Below are 19682 nucleotides of genomic sequence, written 5' to 3' on the forward strand. Positions count from 1 at the left end.
AATATTCTTTAAATATTGGGCTAAGACTACCCATAAAATGAGACTAGCTATCAAAATATAAACCCAAGCATTTGGTTCATCTGCAAACGGTAAGGGAACATTCATTCCGAAGAATCCTGTAATAACTGCAAGGATAGCTAGCAAGACTGAGATAATTGTCAAAGTTGTCAAATTATCATTTAGATTATTATTTAGGATATTGTTGTAAGAGGCTGAGAGTTGTTGCAAAACTTGAGAAATCAAGTCTGTCATCGAAACCAACTGATGCGCTTCAATCATGGCATCGTCAAACTGCTCTCTTTCTACCTCATTAAAATTGCGATAAAGAGCATGCCCTTGGATGTGTTCCAAGAGGAGACGATTTTGTTTGGCAGCAGCTGTCAGGTAAACCATACCAGTTTCCAAGTCAGAGAGGGCAAAGAGATTTTTTTTAGTTGTTTTTTGACGAAGAAGTGCACTGATTTCATCCTTACCTTTATCCATTTCTTCAATTACTGGATAATAAGCATTACTAATAATCTCTAAACTGGCAAAAAGAAATTTGTAGATTGAAACAACTTCATGGCTTTCAAGGTAGGTTGCCATACGTTTAATCACATAACTATTCTTGTGATTGCTAATTGTGATCAGCCGTTGTTTTTCAACGATAAAGGTCATCGGAATCGCTTCATAATATTCTTTGTCTTTTTCTAAATCAAGAACATTATAAATGAAGGTGACCGTTCCCGTTTCACGGTGGTAGTCCATGTGGGCACGCTCATTTCTATCCAGAGCATACTCGATAGTTTCCTTGTCCAATCCATAGACATCCGAAAGGTCTTCCATGTTTTTAATCTTGTCCACATCAAGGTCTATCCATGTACAATCGTGACCTAATTTTTTCTCTACAAATAGCATACTCTCTCCTTTACCAAACTCCTTCTATTGTACCACAAATCTGCTAAAATAGCCGGCCTATTCAGTACGAGATAGATTGCTGACGACGGTGATATTACGATTGGGAACAAAGTGAAGGGCTTGATCGTCACCTCGCAGTTGCGTTGTACGGATCCCTACGCTAACGACCTTTCCAGAAACGGTAATCGGTCCATTTGTGAGAACCACTTCATCACCCACATCAAGCTGGCGTTCAAAAAGGATGAAGAAGCCATTAATGACATCGGATAGAAAGCCTTGAGCCCCCATACCAATGGCCACCCCAGCAATCCCCGCACCAGCAAGGAGGCTGGAAACTGGCAAACCTAAAATAGACAGGATGCAATAGAGCAAGAAGAAATAAAGAATGTAGTTAAAGACATTCTCCAGCAAACGAGAAATGGTCTTTTGTCTGCCAGCATCTCGATTGGAAAATTTAAGTGAGGGCTTGACAATCTTTCGTACAGTCGCATGAAGCATCTTTTTAGCTATATAAAATAGTAAAAATAAAATCAAAAGAGAAATCACCTTGGTTAAGAGATTCTCTAACATGGTTGTTAAATCAAGTTTATCAAAATAGCGTTGAAAAAAATCTTGCATATAAAACTCCTTTTTCCTATTATACCATAAAATCGTCCTTCTCTTTTCTTTCATAATTATTCAATTATAGGCCCTTTTTTCAAAATATCACTTGCCTCTATAGCATATTTATACTATAATTATAAACAATACATTTGAAGGAGACTGCTATGAAACGAATCATTAGAGCCTGGACCAAGGCAAGCCTCATCAAACGAATCCTTATTGGAATGATTTCGGGAGCTACATTAGGGATGCTCTTTCCAAACCTTACAGGAATTGGCCTGCTTGGAGATCTCTTTGTAGGCGGACTGAAAGCCATCGCTCCTATTTTGGTTTTTGCCCTTGTTGCCAATGCCCTTTCCCAACACCAAAAGGGACAAAACACCAATATGAAAACTGTTATTTTCCTATACTTGCTCGGAACCTTTGCTGCTGCATTGGTAGCCGTTCTAGCTAGTTTCTTACTGCCTGTGCAAATCACCCTGACCAGTGCAAATACAGAAGTTGCTGCTCCTAACGGTATCGGTCAAGTCCTCAGCAACCTCTTGCTCAAACTGGTGGATAATCCTTTGAATGCCATTGTTGAAGCCAACTATATCGGGATTCTCTCTTGGGCAGTCGTCTTTGGCTTGGCTATGAGAGAGGCAAGTAAACACAGTAAAGAATTACTGAAAACTATGGCGGATGTCACCTCTAAAATCGTGGAATGGATTATCAATCTAGCTCCTTTTGGAATTTTAGGCTTGGTGTTTAAGACCATCTCAGACAAGGGTATTGCCAGTCTGGCCAACTACGGTGTCCTCCTAGGACTCTTGATTGCTACTATGGCCTTTGTCGCTCTCATCATCAACCCGCTCATCGCTTTTCTCTTTATGAGGAAAAATCCCTATCCCCTTGTTTTGAAATGTCTACGTGTCAGTGGTATTACAGCCTTTTTCACTCGTAGCTCTGCTGCAAATATCCCTGTCAATATGAAACTCTGCCAAGATTTGGGACTGAATCCTGACACCTACTCTGTCTCCATCCCGCTTGGTTCAACCATCAACATGGCTGGCGCTGCTGTTACCATAAATGTCCTGACCTTGGCTGCCGTCAACACACTCGGAATTTCGGTAGACTTTGGGACAGCATTTGTGCTCAGTGTCGTGGCTGCCATTTCTGCCTGCGGGGCCTCTGGGATCGCTGGGGGATCCCTTCTCCTCATTCCTGTAGCTTGTAGCCTCTTTGGGATTTCCAACGACTTGGCTATGCAGGTTGTCGGAGTCGGTTTTGTGATCGGAGTCGTGCAAGACTCCTGCGAAACAGCCCTGAATTCTTCTACAGATGTCCTCTTTACAGCGGTTGCCGAGTATGCTACAAACCGAAAACTTCGTCCCTAGTCTCTAACTCCTCGTTAAACACTTGACTCTATTAGTTTAGGAAATTTTCATGTCCCTCACTCAACGTACGACCAAACTGGTCTTAGCGACCTGTCTCGCTTGTTTTTTCGCTTACTTTTTAGATTTATCGTCAGCAGTTTCAGCCGGAATTATCGCTCTCTTAAGCCTCTCCGACACACGCAGAAGCACGCTGAAATTAGCACGTAACCGCCTCTTTTCCATGCTCCTAGCGCTCGCTATCGGTGTTCTAGCCTTTCAGCTGACGGGCTTTCACATCTGGAGTCTGGGCCTCTACCTGGCTCTCTATGTCCCTCTTGCTTACAAAATGGGCTGGGAAATCGGCATCACCCCTAGCAGTGTCTTGGTCGGTCATCTCTTGGTACAGGAGTCTACTTCCCCTGATCTCTTGCTTAATGAAGTACTCCTCTTTCTCATCGGGACAAGCTTTGCTCTATTGGTCAACCTTTATATGCCCTCTCGTGAGAAAGCCATCCAAAGCTACCACCTTCAGGTCGAAGAAAAGTTAAAAGACATCTTGCTTCGCTTTAAATACTATCTGTCGAGGGGAGACGGACGCAATCAAGCTCAACTCGTTGACCAATTAGACAAGCTACTCGATGAGGCTCTCAAACTGGTCTACCTGGATCACTCGGACCATCTCTTTCACCAGACGGACTACCACATCCATTACTTTGAGATGAGGCAGCGACAAAGTCGTATTCTACGAAACATGGCCCAGCAGATCAATACCTGTCATCTGGCCGCAAGTGAGAGTTTGATCTTGGCCCAGCTCTTTTCAAAGATTGCTGCCCAGCTAAGTCAGACCAATCCTGCTCATGACTTACTTGATGACATCGAACGCTATCTGCAAGTCTTCCGCAATCGGAGTCTCCCGAAAACACGTGAGGAGTTTGAAACCCGTGCCACCCTCCTGCAACTACTACGCGAAGCCGAAACCTTTATCCAGGTTAAGGTCGATTTTTATCAAAAATATGGAAACTAGAACGCAAAGAACCTCAGATGACTTCCTCTGAGGTTCTTGTGTTTTGCATTTGGAAGAGAAGTTCTTCCTCTCGCACTGTTTTCAAAAAAGAAACAGCAACTCCTAATCGTCCATTACACCACCTGTCAGCTGGTACATGAGGTAAATGTGCTCCAAGACTTTTACCTTATCCATGTGGTCTACATCTTTAAAGCCACCTAATGCTAGAAGTGGAACGAAACCAAAACATTGGTTATAAGACAAGGGACCATGTTTTAACACAGCCTGTCTATATAAATCCAGTTCAAATTTTTTTGTAATATATTCGTTATCTAAAAATCGAATAAATAAATCCATACCCTTACAAATAATATCCAAATCCTGAATATTATATTGGACAATTCCCACGTAGGCATTTTCTTCCCAAGTAATAATATCTCCAAATGCTGTTACAAACATAGGAAAAGCGACATCTCCTCTGAAATAACTATCTTGGAGAAGTTCAAGATAATCCTCTGGATTAATCACCTTCAAATAACCATCTAAAAAGGTTCCCAGACCATCCTCCTGCCAAATTTGAACCAACTCAGCTGGAACTTGATTTTTATATTTTTCAATAACATCTTTGGGCATATCTGCCACTTTTATAAAGTTTACTAACATTTTATCCTCTTTCCTGATTTTAGAAATTGTGAATCTAAGCCCTCCAATTACTCCGTAAAATTGTAGATCGATTCATTTCACTCTTCTAATTATTTGTACCGTACAGTCGCTACAAATTCTGTGTTACTTGTTTGTGGAACATTGCTATCAAACTGATAATTATATATCAAAATCAACGTATTATTGGGTGCGATATTGGCTTTTATGCCTTTTTGCTCTAAATTCTTTACAATAATGTTGTCATAGGATGCGCCCTTTAGCATGTCAAACAAATTTGTAAAGCTGGTTTCAAAAACTTCTTTTTCAATTAGATAATCATCAATATCATCAATATCAATGTTATATTGATGATAAAACATTGAAGGAATCGCCTCTCCTTCATCATCATATTTCAAAGTTATAAACTCATCTAATTCTAATTTAGTATCAAAGTTGCCAATCCAAATTGACACTGTGTTTTCTGTTTCCATGATTATACTTTCTATTTGCCATTATGCTCCTGCTGGAAGGCTTCCATTGCCTTGAACTGTTCTAGCTCTTTTTCGTTGTCAGGTTGCTGGCCCAAGTATTTATATTGAAAAAAAGAAGTTCTAGCACTTGGTCCAAAACCACTTTCGAGCCATGGTGCATAGTCGAAGTCCAAAGAGGCTTTATTGTTTTCATCCACCTTAATTGTAAAGGCAGACCACTCTGCGAGACCGTTCTCGATGAATATCTTCTTCATCTCACCACCTAAATCAAATAATTCAAAAAATTCCTTATCAAAGTCGTCTTCAGAAATGTTAAATAAAGATGGAATATCCATGTAATAATGATATTCTCCTTTATATTTAAAGAAAATACACACCACCACTAAGCGTCTTATCTATTTCAAAATTGATATAAAGATCATCCCACTCTACTGGAATCATATCGTTGGTTTGATGCACGATTTCGATAATTTTTTCATTCATTAGTTCTTCCATTCTATCCTCCGATTTGCTTGGATCTTTTTTTCGTGTTTAGTATTCCTCATCTGTGAATGGAACTGCATCCTTACTGATAGGTCACTATCATAAAAATAAGGAGCAAGACAAACAGGGCTAGACTGAGCAAGAGGGTTACAATTTTTACCAAGCGGTTGTTCTGCCAGTAGCCTGGTTTTCCGATATTGCTAGTCGCATCCATGGAAAAGAGTTGGCTTTGGCGAGGTTGGATGAGAACCAGGACAATCAAGGCGACGGCTAGGATTATTCCTATAATCATCAAAACTTCCATCATTTCACCTCAAGATTCCTAATAATGTAAAGATCAGGGTAAGAAGGATGAGCAAGCCGAGTAAAATGGAGAAGGTTTTACTGATCTTTTCTCCTCGGGTAGGCTTTTCTTTCTTAAGCGCTCCTTGCTTTAACTCTTCCATGCGTCCTTCGACATCCTTGTAAAATAAATCTTTTTTAGTCATGTCCTTCCCCTATTATCCTTTCCATCCTCTCTTGGTAAGTAGCCAAGTCCACATAGTTGGCATGACGACCTTGATGTCCAAGGGCTTGGCCCATCTTGTCAAGACTGCTGAGAGCTTCTTGAATCTTCGCAATCATGTCTCCAACAGCCTGCACATCAAAGAGGTGTTCTGGAGCTGTGTAAGGTCTGTTATGAGCTGTTTGGTCAAAGGCTAGGATGAGCATATTGTGCTCGAAGGCTTGACGGACAGCATCCAAAAGCTCGTTTCCGTAATTGATATCTAGATAGAGGTCAGACAGCTGGTAGAGTTCTCGAATCTTTTGCGGACTGGCGTTTTGATAGAGAACGACATTGGGATAGGAAAGCAAGGTCAGCAATTTGGATGACATTTCAGTCACTGCCGCAATTCGGAAGGTCACCATTGGCAAGGACTCAATCAGGGTTTCGATATGTTCGATCTGATCTGAGTTGGTAAGGATCAAGGCATCTGGTCGAACGAAGTTTTCTCTTTTGAACTGATAATGATAACCTAGATGGACAAACTTGTCATGATAGGCTGGATTGGTCAAGGCCAAGGCCTGTTCATAGGTAGCCTTATCTGGTATGAGGATCTGCTTGGCTCTCAGCCCCTCTTGCTCCAAGAGCAGCTGCATATTCCCAGGAAGGCAATCATCTAGCGGTTCTTGCCAAACCAAGATATCCTGTCCGCTCTTGTCTGGATAATGATATGAGACCAAGAAAGAGGTAGCTAGAGTATTAAAGAGAAGGTGGCGAGTGTCGATTCCCAAGTCTTGCAAAAAGAAGATCGTGAACTCCACTCGATTTTTAAAATGGCGCAGGGCTTGTCCGGGCAAGGTTAGGAGGATATCGCCTGTCACATGATTTTCTAGGACAATTTCCTGTCCCTTTGCATCCTGATACTTGGTCAGGATAGCCTGCCCATCTGCACTATAAGTGGTCTTGGCAAAGCAGGTTCCGTATCGGTTATAGTGGTCTGCTTGGTAGATACGGCCGGATAGGTCCTTCCAGTCGACTTGCTTGACCAGACGGGCCTGAGGAGCATCCACATAGTGAATCACGCCTCTCTCCCGAGAATCCTCTAGGATATGCGCCGACTGGTTATTGCCCGCAATCTCCCAAAACTCAGGTACGGCTACTTGGTTGAAATAAAGAGCTTTTCCCGACTCGTAACCTAGATAGTAGGTAAAGGGAGAAAGAATCCCATCTGGGAGAAAGCCGTCTGGCTCGATCACAACTGTGACATGGGACAGACCAGCAGCTTCTAGACTTTCATGTAAATCTCGGCTTTCCTGGCCATATCGATCAAATAGTTGAATCATGCAGGACCTCCTCTATCGTTTTCTTCCACTTGTCCCTTACCTTATCTGTTAAAAATTCTCTCGCTAGGTCATAAGATGCTTTTCTCATATCTGGCAAGTGATTTTCCTGATAGAGCTGGCAGATTTTTTCTGCAAAAGCCCTTTTAATTTCCATTTCAACATGGTCGTCTGAACTTGGAATCAAGTAGCCATTTTGACCGTCCTGGATAAAGGTCTGGTTGCCATAAGGCACATCAAAGCCAATCAGGGGCAAGCCTGAACCAACTGCCTCCATCAAGGTCAGACCAAAGCCTTCGCTGGTTGAGGCTGTCAGATAGACCTCATACTGGGGATAGATCTGAGCCAGGTCTGCATGCCCTTTGAGCTGGATATAGTTCTCCGCTTGGTGAGCCGTGATGATTTCCCTTAAAAGGGACTCCTCACCCCCACTGCCATAAATGTCAAAGGTAAGCTCTGGAAGGACTTGATGCGCTTGGATAACCGCCTTGACGAGCCAGTCGATGTGTTTTTCCTTGGCCAAACGCGAAGCGGTAATGAGAGAAAAGGGCTTGCGTTCTCTAGCAGGCTCCGTCAACTGATCAATGCTCCCAACTGGAATCGTGACGATTCGTGGACGATGCTGACTGTACTGGGCAAATTGACCTTCGAGAACTTCCTTCTGCCGATCCGTAGACACGATAAAACAATCGACCTTGTCCGCATTTGTAAACTGATACTCATAATAGTTATTCCAGAGGAGATAGTCTTCGTTGCTAGCATTTTCACTATAGTGCTCTGCGTGAACGACAACTGCTAGATGGGCCTTTTGTGCTTCTTCAAAAACAGCCTGACCAATCCCTGTTTCCCTATCCAAGATGACAAAATCAGACTTGCTCAAGTTCAAACGTTGCATAAAATAGCGCATAAGGGCTGGCTTTCCGTACAGAATCCGATCTTTAAATCGATAGACCTCTTCCTGTCCTTCAGTCAGCAAGATATCGTAAGCAGTGCTGCCGTCTTCATTAAAAAAGCTTCGTTGATAGAGCCTAGCCATCTGGTCTTTGGGCGCGAAATATTCTGTACAGTAACGTGTGTAGGAGAAATAATCCTTGCGAATCAAGTTCCCCCCAAACACATACTCTGCATGCTGTACTAGATTCTTAGCCGAGTCTACCAAGTAGCAGGTCACAAATTTATCCTCATCTGAAAAGTAGACACGCAAGACTTTGCCATCTTGCTCCCTATGACTCTCAAGGCCACCGAAAGAGGCCAAGACTTCGTCAACTGTGACACTGGTCGGGGCTAGCTTGATATCTGTAAAATGATTGTAAAGCCAGATTACCTGATCATCCGCAAAGCCGATATTGGCCGTTAAATGCTGGATATTGTCTGCTAAAATCAAGTCGGTAAAGATAAACTTAGATGCTAGGTCTAAACTTCTAAAAATCCCTGCTCGGTAAGCCTGGGCATACTCGACACCACTGCTCGCCCAACCGATTCCTAGATTTATATTGTAAATTGTCATATGATCCTCTTTTTATGGAAAATGGGTGAGAATCTCACCTTTGGGCGTTACTTCCACAATCCCCATGAGAAGATTGCGTACCATATCTGTACGGATTTGTTGCTTCATGGTTTCAAAGCCAGCATAGGCCTCCTGATAGTACTCTACGATAGGGTTCTTTTGAGAAGCAGACTGGCTCCCGATTGCTAGACTGAGCTGTTGGAGATAGTCGACTTGCTCAACCCAGTTGTCATCAATAGCCTTGAGCATGGATATTCTCAGAAAAGAGTCATAGAGCTGGTGAGGTTGGAGGTCTTCCTTTTTAGCTGCGATTTCCTTGACTATTATTTCCTCTAGTAACTCCCGAATCTGATCTGCATCAGCTAAATCCAAATCAGCTGGTAATTCTCTCATCCCAAAGCTAATATTGGTCACGATAAAATGAAAGAGTTCTCGGGGACTGCTATAGGTTTTTTCTGAGATTTGTTTGGTATAGTCTGCCAGTATATCCTCAAGGATATGCTCCAGGTCACGACTTCCATCCAGCAAACGATCTCTTTCTTTGTAGACCATCTGACGCTGGATATTGACGCTTTCCGCATACTCTAAGGTTTGTCTGCGTGCTAAGCGACTGGCACTATCACTAGCCTCTTGGGCTTTTCTGACGAGATTGCGGTACTTGCGAGCCTTGAGTAGGATGGGTTTGCTAATATCTTCCACTTGGTAGTCTTGATACAGGTCGTGAACCCAAGACGGTCCGAACTTTTTAATCACATCATCTTCAAGCGACACGAAAAATTGAGACATGCCTGGATCACCCTGGCGACCAGAACGACCTCTGATTTGCAGGTCAATCCGTCGGCTCTCCATTCGCTCGGTACCAATCACAATCAAACCGCCCAATTCTGCAACACCTGGACCGAGTTTGATATCTGTCCCTCGACCTGCCATAGAAGTCGCAACGGTCACTGCCCCCATCTGCCCAGACTCTGCAATGATCTGGGCTTCACGCGCTGCATGATTGGCATTGAGGACATTGTGGGAGATCCCCTCTCGCAAGAGCAAGGACGAGTACAGCTGGGACATTTCTACAGATCCGACAAAGATCAGGAGTGGATTGCCTTTGGTGTGGTAGGTCTTGATTGCTTCCAGAGAGGCATAGACTTTCTCAGGGAGGGTCACATAGAGATTATCCGGATGGTCCATTCGTCTAAGTGGGCGATTGGTCGGAATGCGAATGACAGACATGTTGTAGGTTTCGAAAAATTCTTTTTCTGCCACCTTTCCCGTTCCTGTCATACCTGAGATTTTGCGAAACATCTTAAAGAGACTCTGGTAGGTGATTGAAGCCATGGCTCTGGTTTCAGGAGAGAGCTTCACATGTTCCTTAGCTTCGATGGCTTGATGGAGACCGCCTTGAAGCTTGGTCATTTCCATCAAACGCCCTGTTCCCTTGTCTAACAAGACCATTTCTTGCCCTCGAACCAGGTAGTCCTTGTCCTTGGTAAAGAGCGTATGAGCTCTGAGAGCATAGACCAGATGCCGAACATAACTGGCGTACTCTTCCTTGTAGAGATGGTCGATTCCTAAGAAAGCTTCAACCGTCTGGGCCCCCTTTTGGGTCAACCAAACTTGGTCTTTTTCTTCCTTGTAGATGTAGTCCTCTCCCTCAACCAAGGTCGTCACTAGGGTATCAATCATCCCATAATAGTTAGACTGGACACGGGGAGAGCCTGCGATAATCAAGGGAGTTTGGGCACTATCGAGTAGAATGTCATCGATTTCATCAATGATAACATAGTTAAAGGGAGGCAGAAACTTTCCTTCACGAGTGGAGGCAAGATTGTCATTGAGATAGTCAAATCCCAGTACACTATTGGTTGTGTAGACGATGTCTGAGGTATAGATCTTTCTTTTCTCTTCCGCAGTCAAGTCCTCTTTTGGATCCTCTGAAAAGGGCAGTCCGACAGTTAAACCTAAAAATTGGTAGACTGGGCCCATTTCACTTGCGTCCCGTCTAGCCAGATAGTCATTAGTCGTGACTAACATACTGCCTTTTCCCGTTAGGGCATTGAGGTAGAGGGGCATGGTGGCAGTCAAGGTCTTGCCTTCACCCGTATTCATCTCAGCCACATTTCCTTGGTGGATCACGATGGCTCCCATGACTTGCACATCATAGGGAAAGAGACCCAAGACCCGTTTATCGGCCTCACGAACAAGGGCATAGGCTTCTACCAATAGCTCATCCAAGGTTGCTCCCTGAGCAAGGCGCTGGCGAAACTCCTCTGTCTTTGTAGCCATTTCCTCATCACTGAGAGCTGCCATCTCTTCTTTGAGGGCATTGATTTGGCTTAAAAGTTTCTTGACCTTTCTCAGTTGTCTTTCTTGATACAAACGATTAAACACCATCATCCTCCTCAATAGAAAACGAAACAAAGTCAAGAGCCTCAAAACCTGCACTAATTAAGGAAAGGCGATAGGTGTAGGCCGCTTCAGGATAGGTGAAGCTAAAGGAAAATTGCCTTTCAATCTTCTCCTCTATGATTTCCTCATAACGATTTAAAAAGGTCAGTTTGAGATAAAGTCCATTGACCGGTTGAACCCGCATCTTCATGGATAAGCGGTAGGTATGATTTTTCTTAAGAAGAGGGAGGCTCGGCTGGCTTCTAGTAGCCTGGTAGTTGACACTAGAAAACCATGTTTTAAGGGTTTCTCCTGAAGCCAACAAAGGATTTTTCAGGGTAACGTGACCATCTGCATGATAGGTGATCTGGCTGCCATAAAGATAAGTAGCTCCCATCTCGCCCCACCTAATATCCTCTCTCTTGATGATAATCATGTCTCACCTCTTCCGTATTCTTCTAGTATCATCTTGTAAAAATGAATAAACCAGGCAACGTTTGTCCCTGTATCATCATTGTGTCGACCTGCTGTCCCTTTTGACAAGATCTTGGCTTCCTGTCTGGCAAAGTGTCTCCACTAGCTGGTCATAGGCACCACTATCCATATCCTCGTCCTTCATGTAAGAAAGACCAAAGGTCGTCTGGGAAAAATCAGCTTGTTCAAATCGGGTCCAAAAACGTTGATCCAATTCCTTCATGTCTTTCTGGCTCACTCCTCCTGTCTGAAGGTGCAAAACATCAAAGCTGGTCGGGAAAACTCCTGGTGCCTCCAGTCGACCCCGCCGTGCGATGGTTCCTAGATTGGTCAAGGGTTTTCCGACTACAATTCCTTTGGGCTCAAAGTGAGAGCCATAATAGAGGGCTGGGAAGGTTCCCATTGACAGCCCAGATAGGATCAAGTCACTTCTATCCAAGCCTAGATAGTCTAGATAGTGTTGGATGGTTGCTTGTATGCTGTCTTCCAACTCCTCAGTTCCTAGGTAAAAGGCTCCTCCTTCTAATCGAGGGTCCGAAAAGAGGAGAAAGGGGCATCTGAGATTCTTCATCATCCAGTAACCCTCAAAGCCTTCCGCCGGACGATAACCAGAGAAATAGACTGCTAGAGGAGGTTTGAAATCCCCCGGGTGAAAGAAATAGTTGATTTCCTCACGTTTTTTGTCATGCAGGATATTGCCTCCGAGAACAAACTTTCCAAACTGTTTCCGGCTCCAGCGTTGGTGGAGATTGCCGATGTTGACCTTTCCCTGGCCACGCGCTTCAAGAGAAATGCTCAGATAAGCATCATAGTCTTGCTCCACTATGATTGCTGAGGCAAAGTCTGCTTCCTCAAGGAGAATGTCCTGTCTAATCTCTGAAACGGATCCTGCTGGGATTTTTCGCAAACGCAGGCGCAATTCCACTGGTCCACTCTTTTCATATTCGAGCCAGAGTTCGATTGGCGAATGGGCTTGGACAGACTGATTATAGGCCCAAGAGGCTAGTTGCGTATAGTTTTTTCCAAAATCTCCTTCTAACTCCAGATGCTCAAATCCTTGATAGGAGACAGAGCCTTGAAAACTCGGTTGAATTCGTATCGTAGCTGGACTCAGCTTGTCTCCATAACCACCTTCAAAGAGGGAGGTGGAAAGGTCTCGAACAAAGCCCTGTCGGTCTGTTAGGTCCATCGCCTGCATGCAGTGCTGTTTGATGAGGTTCTGAATGTTTTTATCCTGACTTGCAAACTGTTCGGGATAGAAAACCGTATAGGGTTCCAAGCTAGATGCAAAAGGCAACAAATCTACTAGGTAAGCCCCATCCGTGAGAATGACAGCATGAAATTGCTCCAAGTCTTTCTCATCCATGATTTTCTGGATAGCAGACGGTGTGTTGGGAGGAACATGATGCCAGTCTAGTTGAGCTGGTAGGGCAAGCGTATCTTGCCAATCCTCTGGACCGATTTGCAAGATCTTATACTTCTTTTCCATGAGTCACCTCCTCCAACCACTTTTCTAGCTTGATCAGGAATTGCTCTCCAGTGTGTTCCTTTATCTTTTCGATGGAATGGATCAAAGCATCATTCCACACCTGCAGGCTATCGAGATAGTAATGGGCCGCTTGAGCAAAATCGGCAGTGTTTTCCAACAGATAGCCATTTTTTTTATGACTAACATACTCTGTTTTGACCTTGTTGATCTGAGGGATACCAGCACTAATCCCCGCTATCTGAGTATAGAGAAGAGGCTGACAGTTCAAATCGACAATCAAACGAACAAATTCCAACTGCTTGATTAACTCCGACTCATCCTTCATATTGACAAACGAATAGCGCATGGCCTGTTGGCGATTGTCCTCAAGCGGATTTTCGGCTCCTTGGTAATCAACTTCCTTCTCCAGTTCCTGGTCTTGAAACTGCTCTGCAATCATCTCTGCAACTCGTGTTTCCAGTTGTTTCATTTCTTCTTGACTAGCAGCAAATGCTCCAAAGACCAGCTCCGTATTCTTGTTTTCAGAAAGGAAATGCAAGACCTGATAGAGTGCTTGGTCCTCTATCCCCTGCTCAAAGTCCAGTTGATAGTAGATGAGCGACTCCTTCCGAGTCTGACTCTTTCCCAGCTCCAAGCGGGTATCAAAAGGCGATAAATGGCGAAACTTCGCTGCTTGTTCTGAAAAGACAGACTGAACCAAGCGCAGGGTGTCCTCTCTGTCGACCAGAACAAGATCCACCTTATCCAGCAGACCTGCCAACTGAGGTAGTTGTTCTTGAGGATTTCGTCCGATAAAAAGACTGAGAACCTTAGTGGTTTGGTGAGGCAATCGTTCTAAAAGGAAGTCATTGTGCTGGTCACACGCAGGCAGAAAATAGGTCGCTCCTTCCTCAGGATGTTGAGCTATTTTCTTCTCAAAAAACTCCGCAATCAATTCCCCCATATCTCGGTAAGCCTCTTTTTGGAAGCGAAAAGCAAAGATAGGATTGACCTTGATACGCCCCCCATCTTGCAAGTACTCTCTAAACTGCCACAGTCCCTTGGGATTGAGGTAGTCTTGGTAGAGAGCCTGACCCTCTTCGTAATAAATCACACTGGAAACCAGCCCCCGATCATCCATCAGGTAGTTGGCAGACAAGAGCCCATCTTCCTTGAAGTACTGAATCGTACTGATAAATCCTTCTATCCCATGCTCTACCTGGGCATAGGGCTTGCCATCCTTCAGCACCAGAACAGTAAAGGGACTGTAAACAAACTCGCAGTCCTCTTCCCACTCAATATCTCTGAGTTGCAAGACCTGCGGTCGAATCTCATGAAAATCCTGCAATTCATCAAATAAGGAATAAACTTGTGCTTCTAAAATACCTTGGCGATGGAGAAAATAGCGCAAATGAGGCTGATAGGACAAAAGGAGGACCTGGGCAGGAATCCCTTGGCGTTGCATCAAGCGAATCTGATTGAAAGTGTCATCAAATTCTAGCTTAAAATGAGAAAAATACCAGGGTGTCAAATCAGCATGCCAGGGACGCTCCTTGCCATACCAAGCTGGGATAAAGTAATACATCAAAACCTCCTAGAATAGTGGCCGATACCTTTCATTTAATCTGAGCGCCTGCAATTCATCGTGAATCGTAAAGAGCATACCACTCAAAATTAAAAAGAGTCCAGGAATCATGCTGACTTTTAACAGACTCTCATCCTTCAAGACAAACAAGATCGGAAGTCCAGCCAAGGTAACGTTAAAGACTGCACCTATAAGAGCAAATCGGAGAACCAAGCGATTGATAAAGCGACTGGTATCCTCGCCCGGATAGACTCCGTAGATGTAATCTCCTGATTGCTTCATCCGATCTGCGATCTGTTGACCACTCACATTGACAAAGGCAAAGGCAATGCTAAAGACAAAGAGGATAAGGATATAAGCATAGATCCACAAGGGTTTCCCCATCGCATACTGCTCCAGTAGGGCAGGGTAGAGCGGATTGCCCTTATCCAGATGTTGAAGCAAGAGCAAGAGATAAGAAGGCATGCCCATGAGACTCATCACATACATATAAGGCATGCCACCTGCAGGATTGAGCATGATTTCCAGATAAGAATAGCGTTTAAAGCGAGAATGGAGCCCGATTTTATTGATAGGAATGCGGTATCTAGCTCGGTAAAAGAGAACAACTAGATAGGTAAAGAGGACACCAAGCACTACCAATAGGAAAAGCAGCCAAGGAGAGATCTTATGAACTTGGACCGATTGGATGATGTCCTGAGGGAGTGAAGCCACCATACTCGCCAATAAAATGACGATTGGGCCTCCAACTCCGATAGACGCATTGATGTCAGACAGCCAAACTAAGAAGAAGGTCCCCGCAACCAAAAGGCTGGTATTGAGGAGAAAGACCAAGAAGGGATTGTAGGGAGCTTGGACAGGAAGGTTTGTAGTCAAGGCCAAGGCCTGAATCAAGGCAATCCCTAACGTCAAGTACATTTTCCGTCTATCCCGGACTTCTGAAGACACCGAGTTTAAGCCCAGTTTCTTTGAAAAGGAAAACATCTGCCACAAGATCATAGCTGACATCCAAGGTGAAAGCCCGATGGAAAAGAGAGAGAGGCTGCGAAGATTTCCACCAGTTAGGGCTACTGAAAAGTCCAGATAGGCTGCGCTTCCTCCGAGAAAATCCCGACTATTGAGATCAACAAAAGGAAGAGCCAGACGACTCCCGAGCACATAAATAAAGAGCAAAAACAGGGTGCGCATCCCTTTTTTTACCGCTATCGATGAACGAAATTCTTTCACTGACTCCTCCTTTTCTTTTTATCTTTCTGTCCTGTCACACGAGGCCAATCCAGCCTTTTTATCTTAGCATCTTCAAATCTCTATCTCAGTTTTCGTGAGTTTTATCATCCAGATAAGCCTTCAAAGTAGCCACCATTTCTTCTGGTCTTTCTGCTGAGAAAATACCTGCATAGGCACTTTCAGGCAGTTCCCGCGACTGGGTATTGTCAAAAGTCAAGATCGGTTTCTCAAAGCGTGAAACATAGTCATAAACAACACTCAACTTGTCATCGTGGTTAATATCAAGATAGACATCTGTCTGCTGGATCAATTTCTCGACCAAGAGGGGGAAGGTGTTGGGATAGAGGGTCACATTTTCAAAACGTGACAAGAGCATGAGTTCCGGTGCCATCGTTGTATAGGCTGCAATGTAGAAATGCACCTCTGGCAGGGCTTGAACCAGATAGTCGATTTTCTCAAGATGCCAAGAATTGGTCAAATTAACACAAGTCATAGCTGGCTGATAGACTGTGACTGGATAGTCAATTCCAGCCTGACGCCATTTTTCAGTAATGGCCGACCACTCCATCAGATGATAGTGCCACCAAACCTCACGCAAACGCCCAACCGAATGAGTGTTCCAAGGTTTGTCTTGAGAAAGGAAATGCAAGATGGCTGGCAGGGGCTCTAGGGGAATCTGGAAGATGAACTCATGTCCATGTGAGGCAGCCCCACTATCAAAACCAATCTGGAAATTATAGTTCTGATCCAGAGGAGCATAGCTGTCATGAAAGAGCATATTGAGGATGGACTGGTCTCCTTCACTCACATGTTGGTGTTCCCGCTCCGTCAACTCAACTAGCTCTTGTCTCACAGATTCTGCCCGCCATTTTTTGTTATTGATCAAGAGTACACCTGCATTAAAACCAACCCCAACTCCAAAACAAGATGGCGCGGCAGCCAGGTAGTTTTCTCCTAAGTCCATTTCAAAGAGAGCCGTCAAATCAGCTGTCACTACCAAATCACTGTCCAAGTAAAGAACCTTGTCCTCTTCGACAAAATCAGGAATAAAGTAACGGGCAAAGGTCATATGATTGATATGGGGCAGTTTGTTGCTCCAGTTCATCTGAAACTGGGCGCCAAGCATCTTGACATCCACTAATTCACCGCCCATTTGCTCTACTATCGGTCTGAGAGCGCGGAACCACTCCTGAGGAATATCCTGATTAAAGATATAGACCTTGACATGGCTATTATGGTAGCAGAGAGACTTGAGCGCTGTTTCAATCTGGCGAATATAGGCATAATCTCCTGCGAGAACAATTGTTTTTTTCATTTAGTTTCCTTCAGTTTACAACGACTGCTTCTTTGATTCCAAAAGCGTGCGGATAGACTCGATCATTTGATCTACGGCTGCTGGTGAGTATACGTGACTGTAACCACTCGAGTCATGACTAGTGGTTTCAAAAGCAAATATAGGGATTTCTCTTTGCTGCACTTCTTGGATAATGTTTGCAATTTCATCCTCATGATTGATATCCAAGTAAAAGTCAATCTTTTCCAAGACTTTTTTGACATTCATGGGATTAAAGTAAGGATAGAGGCGTACATTCAGATGCGATTGCAAGTTCATGATTTCCGGCGCAAAATTGGTATGAGCTAGGATAGAGAACTCAACATCTGGCAGTTCTTGGATCAGGTGTTCGATTTGCTCTATGTGACACGTATTGGTAAAAATAGCGGTCGCATACTGGGGAGCTTGAACTAAAGATGCCAATCCTTTATGGAAATCACATTTTTTCATGACGATATCAGACCACTCTAGTCCGTAGTAAAACCACCAGTCCTCCCTGAAACGGTTGAGGTTGATTTGGTACCAAGGCTTGTCCCCAGTATAATGGATAATCTTGGCTGTCTTTTCAGTAGCAAGAGAATCCCTATACCAAGAATCCATCTGGTAATTTCGAGCCACTGTATCCATACCAACCATAAAATTATAGGTAGCTGGCAGCGATTTCCAACGACCTTCAAAAAGGTGATTTAACACGCCCTGATCACCAAAAACTTGGTCATGCAGTTGGTCTGTCAAGCTCAACAAGTGCTCCGTCACCTTTTCTTGACGCCAGAGGGCCACATTAATCAGCAAGACACCAGAATTAAAAGTGCTAGGAACTAGAGCATCTGCTACAGCAGCTACCGGCCAGTCCACCATATCTTCTAAAAAGAGTTGATCTAGGTTTGATCTAACGATGATATCCGAATCCAGGTACAAGGCTAGGTCTTCGCTGACATACTGAGGAATAAAATAACGAAAGTAAGCCGCGTAACTTAGATGAGCCAAGGGAAGATGATACTCCTTTAAGCCATGATGACTAATCTTGACATTGACGATTTTTGAGGCTAGAGGTTCTAAACGTCTCTCCATGAGCTGAAACCATTCTGATGGCAAATCATCATTGAAAACATAAAAAGTCACCGCTCGGTTATGGGCGCAGATTGACTTGATTGTTGTCTCAATCTTGTCCATATAAGCATTATCACCACCGAGTACAATGGCTTTTTGAAGCTCTTTTTTCATTTCGTCCCCTTTTCTTTTCACATTCTTTTGGCTACTTTTCTACTACTATAGTTCTGATTTTTTCGATGATTATCTCACCTTCCTATTATACCTTTTCCCCTAGTTTATTTCAAACTCAAAAGAGGATTTCCCCCTTCTCACATATAGAAAAAACCTTTGAAAAATCATGTTTTCAAAGGTTTTCCATTTTACTATTTATTCATTGATTTTTATATCTTATCAATGACTTTCTTGATCGTCGTTCTGATCCTTCTTGGCAAGAAGACCGATACCTGTTACAGCTGCCAATGCTCCCAACAAAGCAGATGCTACCGAAGTCGACGCTCCTGTATTTGGCAAGACTTGTTTTGGCTTGCTTGAAGCGGATTGACCTTGGCTTGCAATGTTTGCCATTGAGAGAGAAGTGCTTGTTGAAGTAGATGCCAGAGCACTTGCTGACGCAGATCTACTAATAGAATCTGAAGTTGAGAGACTAGTGCTAATCGACGTTGACTCGCTCGCTGACATGCTTGCTGAAATCGAAGCACTTTCTAGAGTCGATTCACTGGCTAACATGCTAGCTGAGAGTGATGCGCTCGTTGAAATAGATTCGCTCACTGATGTACTTGTTGAGATCGAAGCACTTTCCAATGCTAATTCGTCTGCTAGCGTACTTGCAGAAGTTGAAGTACTTGTTGAAGCGGATTGACTAGTGCTGGCTGACGCAGATTCACTTGCGCTCAATGAGGCTGACTGGCTCGAACTTACCGAAGCTGACTGGCTAGTGCTCACTGACTCAGACTGGCTAGCACTTGCAGATGCAGATTGACTCGAGCTTACTGAGACTGATTGACTGACGCTCAACGATGCAGATCGGCTGGAGCTTGCCGAAGCAGACTCACTCGAGCTTACAGATACAGACTCACTTGAGCTAGCTGATGCAGACTGGCTAGAGCTTACAGACGCTGACTGACTAGCACTCACTGAGACCGATTGACTGGCGCTGACTGATGCGGACTCACTCGAGCGGACTGACGCTGATTGGCTGGCACTTGCTGAAACAGACTGACTAGTGCTCGCTGAAGCGGACTGGCTAGCACTTGCTGAAGCTGATTGACTAGCGCTGACTGAAGTGGACTCACTCGAACTCACTGAGGCTGATTGGCTTGAGCTTACAGATGCTGACTGGCTCGCACTCACTGAAG

Annotated in this window: 17 protein-coding genes and 2 pseudogenes; 2 read left to right on the top strand and 17 right to left on the bottom strand. The window is 44.1% G+C overall.

Going from position 1 to position 19682, the window contains the following annotated elements; all coding sequences use genetic code 11:
* Both HMPREF3057_RS04500 and HMPREF3057_RS04505 read right to left on the bottom strand, forming a co-directional pair.
* Positions 1 to 897 (bottom strand): magnesium transporter CorA family protein (locus tag HMPREF3057_RS04500; RefSeq protein ID WP_070696600.1); only part of this gene is annotated, 897 nt, incomplete at its 3' end.
* 57 nt (positions 898 to 954) lie between these two features.
* Positions 955 to 1515, bottom strand: coding sequence for a mechanosensitive ion channel family protein (locus HMPREF3057_RS04505; RefSeq protein WP_001150572.1), 561 nt, complete (start codon positions 1513 to 1515; stop codon positions 955 to 957).
* A 149-nt stretch (positions 1516 to 1664) separates the two neighbouring features.
* Between HMPREF3057_RS04505 and sstT the strand changes: the two genes are divergently transcribed.
* The gene (gene sstT, locus HMPREF3057_RS04510) at positions 1665 to 2876 is read left to right on the top strand and encodes a serine/threonine transporter SstT (RefSeq protein ID WP_042902808.1); all 1212 of its coding nucleotides are present in this window, start codon (positions 1665 to 1667) and stop codon (positions 2874 to 2876) included.
* Positions 2877 to 2925: 49 nt separating this feature from the next.
* Positions 2926 to 3879 (top strand): aromatic acid exporter family protein, encoded by a 954-nt coding sequence (locus HMPREF3057_RS04515; protein WP_042902809.1) that lies wholly within the window; start codon positions 2926 to 2928, stop codon positions 3877 to 3879.
* 102 nt (positions 3880 to 3981) lie between these two features.
* Here the strand turns inward: HMPREF3057_RS04515 and HMPREF3057_RS04520 are convergent, their stop codons facing one another.
* The 15 genes and pseudogenes from HMPREF3057_RS04520 to HMPREF3057_RS10450 all read right to left on the bottom strand — a co-directional run.
* Complete coding sequence (locus HMPREF3057_RS04520) at positions 3982 to 4521, bottom strand: T6SS immunity protein Tdi1 domain-containing protein (RefSeq protein WP_049479125.1); 540 nt, start codon at positions 4519 to 4521, stop codon at positions 3982 to 3984.
* A gap of 89 nt (positions 4522 to 4610) precedes the next feature.
* Entirely contained in the window at positions 4611 to 4991 is a 381-nt protein-coding gene (locus HMPREF3057_RS04525; protein ID WP_049479126.1) for an immunity 22 family protein, read from the bottom strand.
* Positions 4992 to 5002: 11 nt separating this feature from the next.
* Positions 5003 to 5486 (bottom strand): annotated as a pseudogene (locus HMPREF3057_RS04530) (TIGR01741 family protein).
* Between the two features lie 70 nt (positions 5487 to 5556).
* Positions 5557 to 5778, bottom strand: coding sequence for an accessory Sec system protein Asp5 (locus HMPREF3057_RS04535; protein WP_080980702.1), 222 nt, complete (start codon positions 5776 to 5778; stop codon positions 5557 to 5559).
* 4 nt (positions 5779 to 5782) lie between these two features.
* A complete protein-coding gene (gene asp4, locus HMPREF3057_RS04540; protein ID WP_000161925.1) occupies positions 5783 to 5962 on the bottom strand; it encodes an accessory Sec system protein Asp4 in 180 nt (59 codons plus the stop codon).
* Complete coding sequence (gene gtfB, locus HMPREF3057_RS04545; protein ID WP_049479128.1) at positions 5955 to 7301, bottom strand: accessory Sec system glycosylation chaperone GtfB; 1347 nt, start codon at positions 7299 to 7301, stop codon at positions 5955 to 5957. Before gtfB ends, asp4 begins: the two co-directional genes overlap by 8 nt.
* Complete coding sequence (gene gtfA / locus HMPREF3057_RS04550; RefSeq protein WP_070696603.1) at positions 7285 to 8805, bottom strand: accessory Sec system glycosyltransferase GtfA; 1521 nt, start codon at positions 8803 to 8805, stop codon at positions 7285 to 7287. The genes gtfB and gtfA overlap by 17 nt, the downstream gene beginning before the upstream one ends.
* Before the next feature lie 12 nt (positions 8806 to 8817).
* On the bottom strand, positions 8818 to 11190 hold the full coding sequence (secA2, locus tag HMPREF3057_RS04555; RefSeq protein WP_070696738.1) for an accessory Sec system translocase SecA2: 2373 nt from the start codon (positions 11188 to 11190) through the stop codon (positions 8818 to 8820).
* On the bottom strand, positions 11183 to 11623 hold the full coding sequence (gene asp3 / locus HMPREF3057_RS04560; protein ID WP_070696606.1) for an accessory Sec system protein Asp3: 441 nt from the start codon (positions 11621 to 11623) through the stop codon (positions 11183 to 11185). Before asp3 ends, secA2 begins: the two co-directional genes overlap by 8 nt.
* Positions 11620 to 13150: pseudogene (gene asp2, locus HMPREF3057_RS04565) on the bottom strand (accessory Sec system protein Asp2). The gene asp3 and the pseudogene asp2 overlap by 4 nt, the downstream one beginning before the upstream one ends.
* A complete protein-coding gene (gene asp1, locus HMPREF3057_RS04570) occupies positions 13134 to 14714 on the bottom strand; it encodes an accessory Sec system protein Asp1 (RefSeq protein WP_070696608.1) in 1581 nt (526 codons plus the stop codon). The pseudogene asp2 and the gene asp1 overlap by 17 nt, the downstream one beginning before the upstream one ends.
* Positions 14715 to 14723: 9 nt before the next feature.
* Positions 14724 to 15941: an accessory Sec system protein translocase subunit SecY2 gene (gene secY2 / locus HMPREF3057_RS04575; protein WP_070696611.1), complete on the bottom strand. Its 1218-nt coding sequence runs from the start codon at positions 15939 to 15941 to the stop codon at positions 14724 to 14726.
* Between the two features lie 85 nt (positions 15942 to 16026).
* Entirely contained in the window at positions 16027 to 17256 is a 1230-nt protein-coding gene (locus tag HMPREF3057_RS04580; protein ID WP_070696614.1) for a glycosyltransferase, read from the bottom strand.
* A 15-nt stretch (positions 17257 to 17271) separates the two neighbouring features.
* Positions 17272 to 18498: a glycosyltransferase gene (locus tag HMPREF3057_RS04585; RefSeq protein WP_070696617.1), complete on the bottom strand. Its 1227-nt coding sequence runs from the start codon at positions 18496 to 18498 to the stop codon at positions 17272 to 17274.
* A 219-nt stretch (positions 18499 to 18717) separates the two neighbouring features.
* Positions 18718 to 19682: LPXTG cell wall anchor domain-containing protein (locus HMPREF3057_RS10450; RefSeq protein WP_257370875.1), on the bottom strand; the 965-nt coding region annotated here is incomplete at its 5' end.

The sequence above is a fragment of the Streptococcus sp. HMSC072D05 genome (assembly GCF_001815805.1).
Lineage (GTDB): Bacteria > Bacillota > Bacilli > Lactobacillales > Streptococcaceae > Streptococcus.